The organism is Sphingobacterium sp. UDSM-2020 (assembly GCF_016132525.1).
Classification (GTDB): Bacteria; Bacteroidota; Bacteroidia; order Sphingobacteriales; family Sphingobacteriaceae; genus Sphingobacterium; species Sphingobacterium anhuiense.
The window spans coordinates 1,969,602-1,984,746 of sequence record NZ_CP066166.1; the positions used below are offsets into that span (position 1 = coordinate 1,969,602).

The 15,145-nt window shown below is 34.2% G+C and carries 14 protein-coding genes; 12 read left to right on the top strand and 2 right to left on the bottom strand.

What is annotated here, in order from left to right:
* The first annotated feature begins 115 nt into the window (after nt 1-115).
* Complete coding sequence (locus JAZ75_RS08500) at nt 116-2,254, top strand: hybrid sensor histidine kinase/response regulator (protein WP_208701204.1); 2,139 nt, start codon at nt 116-118, stop codon at nt 2,252-2,254.
* Between the two features lie 57 nt (nt 2,255-2,311).
* Here the strand turns inward: JAZ75_RS08500 and JAZ75_RS08505 are convergent, their stop codons facing one another.
* Nucleotides 2,312-3,118, bottom strand: a complete 807-nt coding sequence (locus JAZ75_RS08505) for an anti-sigma factor domain-containing protein (RefSeq protein ID WP_208701206.1) — start codon at nt 3,116-3,118, stop codon at nt 2,312-2,314.
* Nucleotides 3,118-3,678: an RNA polymerase sigma factor gene (locus tag JAZ75_RS08510; RefSeq protein WP_132769506.1), complete on the bottom strand. Its 561-nt coding sequence runs from the start codon at nt 3,676-3,678 to the stop codon at nt 3,118-3,120. Before JAZ75_RS08510 ends, JAZ75_RS08505 begins: the two co-directional genes overlap by 1 nt.
* A gap of 320 nt (nt 3,679-3,998) precedes the next feature.
* Between JAZ75_RS08510 and JAZ75_RS08515 the strand changes: the two genes are divergently transcribed.
* The 11 genes from JAZ75_RS08515 to JAZ75_RS08565 all read left to right on the top strand — a co-directional run bounded on the left by JAZ75_RS08515 (nt 3,999) and on the right by JAZ75_RS08565 (nt 15,041).
* A complete protein-coding gene (locus tag JAZ75_RS08515) occupies nt 3,999-4,493 on the top strand; it encodes a fasciclin domain-containing protein (protein WP_208701208.1) in 495 nt (164 codons plus the stop codon).
* A gap of 398 nt (nt 4,494-4,891) precedes the next feature.
* A complete protein-coding gene (locus JAZ75_RS08520) occupies nt 4,892-5,611 on the top strand; it encodes a MarR family winged helix-turn-helix transcriptional regulator (protein WP_232789387.1) in 720 nt (239 codons plus the stop codon).
* 125 nt (nt 5,612-5,736) lie between these two features.
* On the top strand, nt 5,737-7,224 hold the full coding sequence (locus tag JAZ75_RS08525) for a phytoene desaturase family protein (RefSeq protein ID WP_208701210.1): 1,488 nt from the start codon (nt 5,737-5,739) through the stop codon (nt 7,222-7,224).
* A complete protein-coding gene (locus JAZ75_RS08530) occupies nt 7,208-8,068 on the top strand; it encodes a phytoene/squalene synthase family protein (RefSeq protein ID WP_208701212.1) in 861 nt (286 codons plus the stop codon). Before JAZ75_RS08525 ends, JAZ75_RS08530 begins: the two co-directional genes overlap by 17 nt.
* 67 nt (nt 8,069-8,135) lie before the next feature.
* A complete protein-coding gene (locus tag JAZ75_RS08535) occupies nt 8,136-8,606 on the top strand; it encodes an SRPBCC family protein (protein WP_208701214.1) in 471 nt (156 codons plus the stop codon).
* Nucleotides 8,603-9,058 (top strand): sterol desaturase family protein, encoded by a 456-nt coding sequence (locus JAZ75_RS08540; RefSeq protein WP_208701216.1) that lies wholly within the window; start codon nt 8,603-8,605, stop codon nt 9,056-9,058. Before JAZ75_RS08535 ends, JAZ75_RS08540 begins: the two co-directional genes overlap by 4 nt.
* Nucleotides 9,059-9,060: 2 nt before the next feature.
* Nucleotides 9,061-9,747 (top strand): lycopene cyclase domain-containing protein, encoded by a 687-nt coding sequence (locus JAZ75_RS08545; RefSeq protein WP_208701218.1) that lies wholly within the window; start codon nt 9,061-9,063, stop codon nt 9,745-9,747.
* 39 nt (nt 9,748-9,786) lie between these two features.
* Nucleotides 9,787-11,076, top strand: coding sequence for a cryptochrome/photolyase family protein (locus JAZ75_RS08550; protein WP_208701220.1), 1,290 nt, complete (start codon nt 9,787-9,789; stop codon nt 11,074-11,076).
* An 18-nt stretch (nt 11,077-11,094) separates the two neighbouring features.
* Nucleotides 11,095-11,607: an isopentenyl-diphosphate Delta-isomerase gene (gene idi, locus JAZ75_RS08555; RefSeq protein ID WP_208701222.1), complete on the top strand. Its 513-nt coding sequence runs from the start codon at nt 11,095-11,097 to the stop codon at nt 11,605-11,607.
* 487 nt (nt 11,608-12,094) lie between these two features.
* Nucleotides 12,095-12,406: a carboxypeptidase-like regulatory domain-containing protein gene (locus JAZ75_RS08560; protein ID WP_208701223.1), complete on the top strand. Its 312-nt coding sequence runs from the start codon at nt 12,095-12,097 to the stop codon at nt 12,404-12,406.
* Between the two features lie 304 nt (nt 12,407-12,710).
* Entirely contained in the window at nt 12,711-15,041 is a 2,331-nt protein-coding gene (locus JAZ75_RS08565) for a hypothetical protein (protein ID WP_208701225.1), read from the top strand.
* Nucleotides 15,042-15,145 lie beyond the last annotated feature (104 nt).

Sequence of the window (15,145 nt, forward strand, 5' to 3'; positions counted from 1 at the left end):
AATAGTTATTATTGTTACTATTTTAATGCTCACATAATTTGATGTCAGCAAAACATGTTGCATGGACTATCGATGCCTGCACTTGCCATACATCTAAAGAAAATATACTGAACTCTTGTCAACACTAAAAAAGAAAAAAATATTTCTCCTTCGAACTTTATTGATCGGAGCACTTATTGCTTCTTTTATATACTTAGGTGTTATATTTATTTACCAGTATTATGAGCAACAAAAGGTAAAAGAACGTCTCGATGCTGCTTATGCATCTTCATATCAAAAATCCTCTGGGCTTGATCGATTATTCTCCGCATATAGTGAAGCCGAGAATCTGTTTAGGTTGTATACCGTGAATTTTGATAAGAATACTTTTTTTGCATATAAAAATAAATTGGATACAATTAGGTACTCTGTAGACTCACTGTCGAAATTGCCTTTGAAGGAAAATTTAATGCAGGTGAGTGCAGAAGATATGGAGCAAAAGAAGTTGCTTTCACAAGAATTTGCAACATTAAAGCAGATAGTAGATCAACTTATATTCTTTACAAATGATTCCTTGTCTGTTTTATCTTCCTCCAATAAAACATTATTAAAGGACCCGAAGTTTGAGCAGGTCGATTCTATTGTGAAGAGGATAATGAGTGACACTTCCTTTAATACATTAACAAAAGATACGACGATCCGAAAAAAAGAAAACCTCTTTAAACGTATTTTTAAAGCTAAAAATGATACGCTTGTCGCTAAAACGATTACACAGGATTTTAATACGTTGCAAAAAGATGTTATTTCGCGTAATATAGCCTACCTGATACAGCAAAATAAAAAAGTTTACCGTCAAAATTTAAAAAATCTTCAAGAAAAGTTTGTTGCTCTTCAAGATAAAGAAAAGCAACTGGTGCTGACAAATAGAAGTTTACTGGATAATCTGAGGAAAGGAATTGATGTGATTAAAAGTCACGAGTTAGTGCTACTGCGAAAAGCAGAGGAAAAGGATTTAGCATTATACAAAGAAAGTTCACATAATTTTAGAAATCAGCTTATTGGATCTTTTATCATAATTGGACTGTCAATTATTCTGATTTTCTTCTATCAGTCGAATGCCGTTTCTTATGAACGTAAATTGCAGGAGGAGAAGGATTATGCATCACAGGTGGCGGCAGAGAAAACAACTATTTTAGCTAGTGTAAGTCATGAGGTAAGATCTCCTATCAATGCATTGCAGGGCATTATTAGCATATTGCGAAAAAATAATGATAGTAAGCTGATTCATCCAGAGTATCTTAACTCGGCCTCGCACGAAATTGATGTTATCAACAGTACTGTCAATGATATATTAAACCTGAGTAAGTTGGAAGCTGGGGCAATGGATGTACAATATGATTATTTTGCACCGCACCAATTATTATTAAATATTCTCAATTTACACAACCATCAAGCCCAAAATAAAAATATTTCTATTGTTAAAAAAATAGAAATAGACCCTACATTATTAATTTATAGCAGTGAGTTTAGAATGAAGCAGATCGTTTCTAATCTGATCAGTAATGCCATTAAATATACTTCTCAGGGGGAAGTTAGTATCACCGCTTCTCTGAAGTTGAAAAATGGAAAAACAATGCTGTTTGTGGCTGTTCAGGATAGTGGTATTGGTATTGTAGAAGAAGAGCAAGCGCTGGTATTTCGTCAGTACTATATGGCCGGAGCGAAGAAGCAAACAAGTAGTTTTGGGCTGGGGTTATATATATCGAAATTATTTGCACAACAAATGGAGGGCAATATTGATTTGGTCAGCACATTAGGAAAAGGATCTACATTTACTTTGGTACTTCCTGTCGAAAAAACGAAAATATTGGAAACCACAGCTATACATTATGCATTGGAAGATCTTCCTCAAGAAATGAAGATTGTGATCATTGATGACAATAGGATTAATGTTCTTTACTTGAATCACTATTTTAAAGATTTTCCTAATGTACATATCTTTGAGCAAGGTCATGTTGCTCTTGCATATATGGATGAAAATGACGTTGATGTCGTAATCACAGATTTAAGGATGGCTGATCTTGACGGTTGGGGAATTTTAAATAAGATACGTGCAAAAAAAGCATGGGAACTAGTTAAGGTATTTGTCTTTACGGCAGACAGTATGTATCTGGAAGCCGCAGAGCAAAAGCAAGTAAATCTTTTTGATGCAAAATTGAAAAAACCTTTGGATGCTCACGACCTAATTTCCTCTATTAAAAGGTCGATGGGATAATTAATGCGACTGCAAATAGTGTGTCCGGTAGCTTCTGAATTAAAATATAACGAAAGCTTATGTGTTTCCCATCACATAAAGTTGTGATAAATTTGGTGTGGGATTTCCACCCTTTGTTTCTAAGGTTATAGCAAAAGCTTGTGCTTTAGGTGTCTGATTCATACTGGTGATCTGGTCAGTATGATCCAAAGGAAATACACCAGCATTTACTGGTTTCCCATCAACGATTGCCCAAAGTTGGTACTGCATACCTTCTGGCGCAGGAGGTAAATTTTCTAAACTCAGATAAACATCTCTTGTACTTGTGTTCCAGAAAACATGTGCTTTGAGTTTTGGATGTTGCTCTACTCCGGCTAAAGTGATCGTTTTGATTGCAGGATCTTGCAACATAGCCCATTTTTCCTCTAAACTCATCAATGCTTTTTGAGTAGATTCTTGTTTTGAAACTGATTGTTCCAGCAGATTTTGATTAATAGTAATTTTATTTTGAAAATAGATATTAGCACCTATACTTAAAGCTAATAAGATAGACGCTGCAATACTCCAGTTTAGCGCACTAAATTTGCGCACAGAAGACGGTAGAGGAGATTGTGGGATCAACTCTTCTGTCTTTTTAATAGGTGCTACAGGATGATTAGTCTGATCGGATATTTCATCCCAGATTATCGATTTAAGCTCGGCGGGAGGAGACATAGCTTGGACAGTAGCAAAATCTTCTAAAGTTTCTTGTGCCTCTAGAATCGCTTGCTGTACTTCAGAGTTATGCTTACTTATGCACATCAAAACACTCACCTCTTCTTCGCTGGCGAGATTTAGCACATAAGCTTCGATAATTCCTGACGATATGTATTCTTTAATATCCACTAGTATTGGTATTCTTTAAGTATTTTTTTTAATTCTAAAAGTGCTCCCCGTGTACGCGTTTTTACTGTTCCAAGTGGGATGTTTAGTTTTTCTGCAATCTCTTGTTGTGTGTACCCTTCATAGTAGGCCATTTCAATAAGTTCCTTCCATTCTGCACGAAGTTCATTCAATACGTTTTTAAAACCAATATGATCCACCTGTGTAGAAACACTAAAGTTATGCTTTTCTTTAGCATCTACGATATCTGGAAGAGATTGGTTTTTTTGTTCATTTTGAACGCCTTTGGATTTGATATAATCAAAAGCAGCATTACGAGCTATATTAATGATCCAAGTGTAAAGTTTGCCTCGAGAAGCATCGAATGAATCTATATGTTTCCATATTTTGATGAAAACATTTTGAAGTACTTCGTCAGCATATTCCTTGAGTGTAACGATACGTAGCACTAGACCATACAGTGCTCCCGCATAATGATCATAAAGATAATTAAAAGCGCGCTGATCCTTTTTTTGTAATAAGGAAATTAAAGTATCTTCTTCTAAGTGGTGTATCGGGCTCAATTAATCAGTCTTTGAATTCAAAGATATAGAATAAGATTAGTAAGTTTTGTATTTATTTGAATTTTAATGTATTAATTGAGATAATTGCATCAGAAATCATTATTCATGTCTTAAAATAAACGCACGTGGAATTAAGTTGAGCATACCGAATTTTGGGAATATTGTGATGGATCAACCTGGCGCTCTATGATTTTATTTAAAATAATAGTTCACCTTTTTTAATTTCAAAATACAATCCCAGTGAAGCATTATTTCGTAAATGATAGAAACAAAACAAATTGAATAATCACTATTAAAAAATAAAAACGAAATTCACTTTTATGGCACTCAGTATGTTGTTAATGGGTGTTCTCTTTTGCGGAAATGTTGTTGCACAGCAATCAAATAAAACAAAAACAGTAATGGTAGGTGGTGCTGCAATGTATTCAACTAAAAATATTGTTGAGAATGCGGTTAATTCCAAAGATCATACAACTTTGGTGGCAGCTTTGAAAGCCGGAGGTTTAATTGAGACATTGTCTTCTAAAGAACCTTTTACTGTATTAGCTCCAACAAATGAAGCGTTTAATTTATTGCCGAAGGGTACGCTTGAGAAATTATTAAAGCCTGAAAATAAAGGTATGTTAACTAAGGTTCTGACTTATAATGTGTTAGCTGGTGAATTTGATGTTGCATCAATTTGGAAATCTGCTAAGGAAATGGGAGGTAAGACTGAAATGACTACAGTGGAAGGAGGGAAGATTAATTTTTGGACTAAAGGTAAAAATCTTTATGTGCGTGAGGCCAAAGGAAAAGATGCTAAAGTGACGATTTAGGATGTTGTACAGTCAAATGGTATCATTCATGTTATTGAACATGTGTTGATGCCTTGATCATGAATCAGATCGCTAACTGGTTGTATAATTTTAATTTGGTTCTTTACAGGTAAAACTTATATTTTATCGGTGGTCCTTTAAATTTGGATCATCATGACCGATAAATAATTGAACGTTTATAAATGAAATAAAAGCTGTAAATCTATTGCAAAGGTATGTTTACAGCTTTTCTTTTATTATGGGTATTACAATCGAAATTAATTGTTGAATTATTCCTTAAAAGCCACATGCTAGGGATATATCTAGAACTTATTGTCTGGTATTCTAAACATTTTTATAAAAATATTTAGAATAATAATGAACTATATTTTAATATTTAATTTTAAAAATGTACATTTATGAAAATAAATAGAATATTTTTATTCTATTTAGCTATTCAATTGACAATCATGAATTATAATTTATTAAGAGATACCATTGAACTACTCGAAAATTTTGAAAAATATAAGCAGAAAAATGGAGGATATAGCGAAGATAGTGAAGGCTTTCAACAATTTATAGTCGATAATTACAAAACTACAGCTAGTATTGAACCGGAATGGGAAGGCAAGGAAAACGGTCGAAATCCTGAAAGTGTCATCAATACGTTAATTGTACAGATGAACAGGTTTGCAAAGAATTACTCTAAAGCGGCTATACATGAATCAGATTTTTCTACGCAGGAAGATTTTATTTATTTAATCAACCTGAAAGTTTTTGGGCCAATGATAAAGATGGAACTTATAAAACGTAATATCCATGATAAACCTTTTGGTATGCAGATCATCAATAGGTTGATTCATCAAAAATGGGTAGGTCAGGTGGATTCGGAGGATGATAAAAGGAGTAAAGTTATTTCAATTACAGATGAGGGACTGCGCGTTCTTGAGAATCAGATGGATAAAATTCGTCAAGCCAGTCTAATTGTAACGGGAGATCTGACTCGTCCTGAAAAAATGGAATTGATACGTTTATTACAAAAATTGGAGAAATTTCATCAACCGATATATGACCAAAACATAGATGTTGCAGATTTACTTGTTTCTGTTGCTGAAAACTATTATTTGTCAAAGAATTAGATCCGTTAGCAGAAAATTGCTTAGGTGAATAAGAATGTTAAGATCATTGCTTGAGGTTGCTTTATACTGCTAAAAGATGTTTAGATATCAATAAAAACTTACACGCATTACTAATTATAATTTTAATGAAGATAGCTGTTATAGGTTCAGGATTTTCAGGTCTTTCGGCCGCATGTTATGCTGCCAAAGCTGGCCATGAGGTTCACGTTTTTGAAAAGAATGGTACTCCAGGTGGCCGTGCTAGACAATTTAAAACGGACAATGGTTATACTTTTGATATGGGGCCCAGCTGGTATTGGATGCCAGATATTATAGTTGATTTTTTTCGTGATTTTGGTCATAAACCCACAGATTTTTATAGTCTTATAGCACTCGATCCACAATTTGAAATGATATTTTCAACGGGTAATTTTGCCGTCCCTAGTAGTTATAAAGATCTCAGAGCCCTATTTGAAAGTATGGAAAATGGAAGTGGTAAAAAGCTTGATGACTTTATGCAGGCAGCGAAATATAAGTATGAAGTCGGTATGAAAGATTTTGTACATAATCCTTGTCATTCATGGTGGGAATTTCTTTCTCCAAAAATTGCTCAAAGTGCTTTGAAACTTGATTTATTGTCAAATTTCAGATCTTATGTAAAGAATTATTTTTCGCATCCTCAAATTATTGCATTAATGGAGTTCCCGGTTATCTTCTTGGGAGCTTCTCCTAAAAGGATACCAGCCTTATATAGCTTAATGAACTATGGTGGTTATGCTTTGGGAACGTGGTACCCTATGGGCGGTTTTTATGAAGTCGTCAAGGCAATGAAAGCTGTTGCAGAAAATTTGAAAGTTAAGTTTTACTTAAACCATAATGTAGAATCCATAGATGTAGCAAATAATAAGGTGAAGTCACTTACAGTAAATGGGGATCGCTATGAATTTGATGCTGTTATAGCTTCTTCCGACTATCATCATACTGAAACGCTGTTAGCTGAAAAATACCGAAATTACAGCTCTAATTATTGGGAAAGTCGCACTTTTGCTCCTTCTAGCTTGATTTATTATCTTGGTTTTACAGAAAAAATTGCTGGTTTGAAACATCATACTCTTTTTTTTGAACACGAACTGGATGCGCATATCGATACAATATATGAAGATAAGAAGTGGCCTGACAAGCCTTTGTTTTATGCATGTTGCCCTTCTAAGACTGATCCTACTGTAGCTCCTAAAAACCATGAGAATATTTTTTTATTAATGCCACTGGCAATTGGTATTAAAGATGATGAAGCTACTAGGGAACGCTATTTAGATGAAATGCTGAAAAGGTTAGCGAAACATACTGGTGTTAGTGATTTAAAAAGTAAAATAGATTATAAAAGAAGTTACTGTGTCAGTGATTTTGTAACTGATTATAATGCGTACAAAGGAAATGCTTACGGTTTGGCTAATACATTAGGCCAGACTGCAGTATGGAAACCTGCTGTGAAAAATAAAAAATTAGCGAATTTATATTATACAGGCCAGCTTACTGTACCGGGGCCAGGAGTACCTCCTGCCATTATTTCTGGTAAAATAGTCGCTCATGAAGTTCATAAACTTAATCTAAAATATTATGAAGAAACTGTTTGATGAATTGGCATACGAGGTAAGCGAGTCGATAACCAAGAAATATAGCACAAGTTTCTCATTAGGAATTATGGTTTTACATCCCTCCATTCGAAAAGCCATATATGCAATTTACGGTTATGTGAGGCTTGCGGATGAAATTGTCGATAGTTTTCATGATTATGATAAGTGCACATTATTGACTCGTTTTATGGAGCAGACAGATCAAGCTTTGGAGGAGGGTATTTCTCTTAACCCGATTATGCAGTCATTTCAGGAGACAGTGCATCGCTATGGCATAGACCGGTCCCTGATTGAGCAGTTTCTCAAAAGTATGGAAATGGATTTAAACCAAGTTTCTTATGATGAAGATCGTTATAAGGAATATATTTTAGGCTCGGCTGAAGTTGTAGGACTAATGTGTCTGCATGTTTTTGTAGAAGGTGATCAGGAAGTATATGAAAAATTGCGACCTTATGCCATGAAATTAGGGTCGGCTTTTCAGAAAATTAATTTTCTTCGGGATATGAAAGATGATTACCATCTTTTGGGCCGTACATATTTTCCGGATGTGGATATGCGTGTATTTGACAATACCATTAAAGCAACCATCGAACTTGATATTGAAAATGAATTTAAGGAAGCATTGTTAGGTATAAAAAAATTACCTAGTTCATCCAAATTTGGTGTTTTTTTAGCATATAAGTATTACTGGTCATTATTGAGAAGAATTAAACAAATCCCTGCTCAACGGATATTGAATGAACGTATACGTATCCCGAATACTCAAAAATTATCTTTGATGATGAGTAGTTATGTCCAATATAAGATAGATCTAAGTCGACCGTTTCGGATATTTGGGATGTAATTTGAATTTAAGATACTATAAACTTGGCTTTATAAATAAAATATAAGGCAAATAAAGATTTACGAATATGATATATCTATTGCAAAGTGAACAGCAATTGAATTGCGATATAGAAACAGCCTGGAACTTTTTTTCTTCCCCTCATAATTTGACTAAAATTACACCGCAAGACATGAATTTTGTAATTGTCAATAAGGTTCCTGATAAACCTATTTATGATGGTATGATCATTGATTATAAAATAACTCCGTTATTAGGGATAACCACAAAGTGGAGAACTAAAATAACAAGAGTTAAACACCATATAAGTTTTACTGATCAGCAATTAAAAGGACCTTATAAACGATGGAATCATTTTCACGAATTCATCGTAAATGAAAAGGGAGTATTGATGAAAGATATTGTTCATTATGAATTACCTTATGGATTTATTGGTCGACTTGTGCATACATTAGTCATACGAAAGAAGCTGTACGCTATTTTTAACTATCGCTATCTAGTTTTAGAAAAAATATTTAACTCTGAAAAGCAGTCATGATAAATCTAATAATTGTGTTTTCTACTTTTTTTCTGATGGAAGGAGCAACCTGGTTGATTCACAAATATGTGATGCATGGCTTTTTATGGATTTTGCATAGAGACCACCATGATCACAGTACAGAGGGACATCTTGAAAAGAATGATTATTTCTTCATCATATTTGCGATACCTGCTATCATCTTGATGTATTTAGGGCGTCAGGAAGGTTTTAATTACCTTTTTTATATCGGTCTGGGGGTTACACTCTACGGAATGGCTTATTTTTTTGTGCATGATATTTTTATTCATCAGCGTATCAGTTTTTTAAGTAATACCAAAAACCCATATCTATTAGCCATCAGGCGAGCACATAAGCAGCATCATAAACATTTAGGAAGAGAGAGGGGCGAATGTTTTGGATTTCTTTGGGTTCCAGTTAAATATTTTAAAATGTATTTTAAAAAGAATTAAGAATGCAAACATATACCTATATACTGATCAATTTTCTGACCATTGTCATTTGTTTTATTTATTCTTTTGATCGTCGAATACAGTTTAATAAATATTTTCGAGCATTTTTAAAAGCAAGTATTATTGTTTCAATTCCTTTCATTGTATGGGATATACAGTTTACTAAAATGGGTGTATGGTGGTTCAATACAGCTTATACCATGCCTTTACGATTATTGGGTTTGCCAATTGAAGAATGGTTGTTTTTTATTTGTATACCATTTTCCTGTGTTTTTACCTACTTCTGTCTCGACAAATTTTTTAATCTTAATTGGGCAAATCGATTCAACAATTTACTGGTATGGATTACTGTAGTGGTATGCATATTGACCGGTATTGTATTTTACAAGAAAATATATCCACTTGTTACGGCATCGATAACTGCTGGAACTATACTTTATTTGCACTATATAGCTAAAGTGAACTGGATTGGAAAAGGTTCCTTTGTTTATCTGTGCTTAATGCCTGGCTTTTTTATGGTGAATGGTGTGCTCACCGGAACTGGATTGGATTCTCCTATAGTCAATTATAATTCGGATCAAATACTCAATATTCGTATGCTGACCATTCCGATAGAAGACGCAGTATATGGGTATGCGCAGTTTATGCTTAACATCTATTTTTTTAAACGGTTTCAAAAAAATGATTAAACGCAATAATTAACGTGTTAAGGATTAAAAATAGTAAAGATGAATGATCAGATTGTTGTATTTTGGTTTAGACGTGACCTGCGCTTAGAAGATAATGTGGGGTTACAGCAGGCTGTTGCATCGGGTTACCTTGTGCTCCCTATATTTATTTTTGATTCGACTATACTTCAAAAGTTGGAAACTGACAAAGATCGACGAGTGGATTATATTCACCAAGCTTTGAATTCACTAAATAGTACTTTGCATAATTATGGATCAACGTTGCAGACTTATCACGGTAAACCACTTGAGATTTTTGAGATTATTACTAAAATTTATGATGTACAAGGTGTATACTGTAATAGAGATTATGAACCACAGGCAATAAAAAGAGATAAGCTGATAGAATCGTACCTGAAAGAGCGAGACATTCAATTTAATACTTACAAAGATCAGGTTATATTTGAAAAGTCGGATATTGTTAAAGATGACGGCAACCCCTACAGTGTATACACGCCCTATTCGAGAAAATGGAAAAACCTATTGGTTCCTCAGAATTATGCCTCTGTAGTAGTTTCTATAGAACATTTTTATAAAACTAATCCATTGAAAATTAAAGAGTTAGTGGTGTTGGGGTTTCAGAAAACGGATATAATATTTGAAAAGCCTAATTTAGAACTGGAAATTATAAGCGATTATGATAAAAACCGTGATTTTCCTGCATTAGATCATACAACACACTTAGGTATCGCCCTGAGATTTGGCACAATCTCAATCAGATCGTGTGTAGCGTTTGCTTTGAAATATAATGAGACATGGCTTTCTGAATTGATCTGGAGGGAATTTTTTATGCAAATACTGTATCACTATCCGCGCGTAGTCACACATAGTTTTAAACCAAAATATGATTCGATCGTATGGCGCAATAACGAAACTGAATTTCAATTATGGTGTCTAGGTAAAACCGGTTATCCAATTGTCGATGCAGGCATGAGGCAACTTAATGAAACAGGGTTTATGCACAATAGGGTTCGGATGATTACAGCGAGTTTTCTTTGTAAACATTTACTAATTGACTGGCGTTGGGGTGAAGCATATTTCGCTCAAAAATTAGTGGATTATGATCTGGCCGCCAATAATGGCAACTGGCAATGGGTGGCTGGATGTGGTTGTGATGCAGCGCCATATTTCCGTATTTTTAATCCCACAGCACAAACTTTAAAATTTGATGCTGATTTGACTTATATCAAGACTTGGAATCCGGATTATTGCATGAGTCTTCAAGCACCGATAATACCTCATGAAATAGCAAGGGAGAGAGCGCTTAAGGCATATAGACAAGCATTATAAATATATTATTTAAAAAATATGGTTAGAAATAAGGTTGTATTGGTTGATGAACAAGACCGGGCATTAAGTGAAATGGATAAAATGGATGCACATAAAATAGGAGCTTTGCATCGCGCATTTTCAATCTTTATATTTAATAGTAACGGAGAGATGCTCATTCATCAACGGGCGAATCATAAATATCATGGTGGTGGGTTATGGACAAATGCTTGTTGCTCGCATCCACAATGGGATGAAGATGTTGAGGAGAGCGCAAAAGAGCGCTTGCAATTTGAAATGGGATTACAATGTGAACTGAAAAGAGTGTTTTCATTTATTTATCATACCCCTGTGGAAAATAATCTCATCGAACACGAATATGATCACGTACTTGTGGGATATACGGATAGGGAACCTGTACCTAATGTCAATGAAGTCATGAATTATAAGTGGATCGATCGGTTAGATCTGCTTCAACAGATTGCTGCTGAGCCCGATGCCTTTACCTATTGGTTTAGAATAGCCTTGCCCCAAATCATAAAACATATATAGTGCGGTTTAGTTACTTGAATTTTAAAATTTAAGTTATTACTAAATCTCGTTTCTTCGGAGGTGATTAACTCTAAAATCTTAGCAGCACCTGAATATATGTTTCTTTTTAGATGTTGTGATTACTAAATAACTTTCTACTGGGATTATCTGAGATATGATATACCATATGTGTATAGTGCTTTTACCATTTTAATTTTCCTATATCGCAGTATGATGCAAAATTATACTGTGTTTATTTTTGTATGTTCTTGCAAAATATTTTAACACATCTTTTTTCTACATCGTTTTCGTATGCCGTGCAATCGATTGCTTAGTCTGAGCGATAGTATACGTGGTTTTTTTTTGTTTAGACTTGTTTCACTATAACTACATGTTACACGAATAAAAACCTAATACATAAAATATGGTTAAAAACAATTACTCAAATAAGAAGTAGTGGTCAAGATTATATTGTCATCTTGCACTTTTAACACCACTTTCGCTGACTATGATACCTAATCTGGCAAGTGGAAATATGCTTTTGCCGAAGGTATTGGTGTACACTCAATCTATAGTGCAACATAACATTTCTGGTAAAGTGGTTGATGCAATTGGTAGGTGTATCAGCGGTGTTACAGTGAGAGAAAAAGGAGGAAAAAGCTCCACTTCAACAGATAACAATGGAAGCTACACTCTTGCAGTAAGTTCCCTCAATCCCATTTTGGTATTTAGTTCGATCGGTTATATCAGTCAGGAAATTGCTTCAACAAGTGCCGCAATGGTAACTTTGAAACCATATCTATTTAAATTCTTAAAATAGTAAAACCTTTTCATCATTTCATGGAAATGATAGGATGACAATATCATATGTAATAAAGTTTCTCCTGTAAAAGTGTTTTTTCATTAGAGCTATTCTATTTCATGTTATTCTCAAGAAAGATAGAACATGTACAAGTTGGATTGCTAAAACCTTTATCGTAAAGTAATCTTTCAAAATGAATTAAAATTCAAGTAGAGCTTTTTTAATAGCCTGAAAATTTTATACTTAAGTGCTGTGATTTATTATTACTTTAGATGGGAATTGCTAACCATTCAATCTAATAAACCAAAACCATAATAAACACATGAAACCACTGAGCTTCATTACCTTTTTTAATTTAATTTTCGTTAACCTTTCCGCCCAGGCACAATCAATCTCAAAAATAGCGATACACTTGGATCGGACCGAGTATTTTGCAGGGGATACAATCTTGTTTAAGGGATATGTAGTGACGGATGGTGTTTTGGATAGTGCTACACGCAATGTCTATATTGATTGGGCTGATGAAAAGGGAGCGGTACTGGAAAATAATGTTTATGTTGTGGTTGATGGCGTTTTTGCAGCTCAATATTTGGTGCCTAAGAACTACACTGAACATCGGATTTTATTAAATGCTTTTACAAAAAACACGGTTGATTTTCCTAATCTGATTTATGATAAAAGTATTGCTATTTATCAAAAAGAGGAGAAAATTGTATTGAATGACGAAATGAGTCAAATACCCGAGTTAATCGTGTATCCGAAAATAAAACAGATGCTACTCCATGAGCCAGTTGGATTCCTATTTAAAAATCCAGCAAATACTTCATTTAAGGGACAAATCAAAACAGCCGATGGAAAGGTGGTAGAAGAATTTGAAAGCGGTGAAAATGGAGAAGCCAATGTATTCGTAACTCCTGAGGCCAACGAATATATTTTGGAATGGCAGATGGTAGGTGGTGGAAAAATTAAAACAGTATTACCTAACGTTGTTGATCATGGTTATAAGATAACTGTAGGAGAAAGTACAGATAAATATAAACTGACGATTTCTAAAGTTGGAAAAACTAGCGATGAGGTTATTGTTCAAGCTTATCTTGATCACCAGAAATTATTTGATGAAAAAGTAATCATACAGAATGGGAAAGATGTAAAAACACTGGTATTGCCAAAGGATGGATTAGTAAATGGTGTTTTACAATTTTTGTTGTACGATGTAAATGGAAATCTATTACAAAAAGAAGGTTTGATAACTAAAAGTCAAGAAACTTTTATAACGCCAGATGTTAGCTTTGTCAATCGTTCTTCGGAACCATTGGGAAAAAATTTGTTACGTGTTCAATTGCCAGAAGGTGAGCTGGCAAATGTTTCAGTTTCTATTATTGATGGAATTTTTCCATTAGATAGCACCGCTACGATGATATCGGATCTATTATTTAAGAATATAGCAAAAAAGCCATTTGAAAATCAATTTGTTCAAGACATTACTAAAGATGAGCGATACATTGCAGCATTATCCAAAGATGAATTTATTATACCAGATAATGGAACGAGGAAAACAGATGATATATTACTATTACATGGTAAAATGGAGTTAAAAGAAAAGGGTAAGAAAAAAATAGAAAAAACTTTAGACAACTTAGCTGAGGATGGAAAAACGAAGCGTGGTATTTCATTTGGGTATCAAGGTGAACTAGACCCGGTTATGCGATATATGGAAGTACCTTTTGATGGCGAGAATAGTTTTAAAATAACGGACTATGTTCCATTTGATACCGTACAGTTACGTGTGACGCAGGTGGAGGATAAAATGAGGTTCGTACCTTTTAAAGTGAATTATACTTTTTATGACCTGTCCAAGGTAGATACTTTGAGAAATATACCAAATGCAGGATCGTTATGGATCAATCCGGAAGTAGAAAAAAATCCGTTACTTGATAATTTTAGAACTCGGTATATGGCGACTTTGTTGAAAAGGGATATAACCAAACTTGATACAGTAAAGATTAGTGGTAAAATAATAAATGAACAAAGAGTAAAAGAGTTGAATAATAAATATGCTAAAAGTGGACTATTTTCAAAAGATGGAAGGGGCATAGATATTCAGGGCGACAAAGAGGCCAAAGGTAGTTTTAACCTGTTTACTTATCTACAGCTGGGTAAGATCGCGGGATTACAAATTATTAGTCAACCCATGACAAATGTGCCAATCGTGAAATTTAAAAGGGATGTTGTTGCATATTATATCAATGAGATCGAAACAACTGCGGAGGAAGTAAGCTATCTGGCTATGAATGAAATTGCTTATGTGAAGGTAATTGAAGGACCTACCCCAACGGTTAGTCGTGGACCTGTGGTCGCCGTTTATACGCTCCCGTCCTCTGAAGTAGTACGAGATAGGGGAAGGTTAGTTGATTTGCAGAAAGTTAAAGGATATACATCACTCCGCCCTTTTCAGAGTGTAAATGAAAATTTAAATTTAAACGGCTTTGGAGATCGTATTACCTTGTACTGGAATCCCATATTGGTTTACTATAAGAACGTTGCCACAAAAGAGATCGAATTTTTTAATAATAATCGAGCAGGAAAGGTTCAGGTAACAATCCAAGGTATCACAAAATCGGGAAGACTCGTGTATTTTCAAAAAGTAATGTAGATTGATAAGGATGTGTAAAGACTAATAGGAGATCGTTTGAAAATCTGTCTTCAAAATAAAATAGGGTAATGCATCAACTCATTGTGATGCACTACCCTATTTTG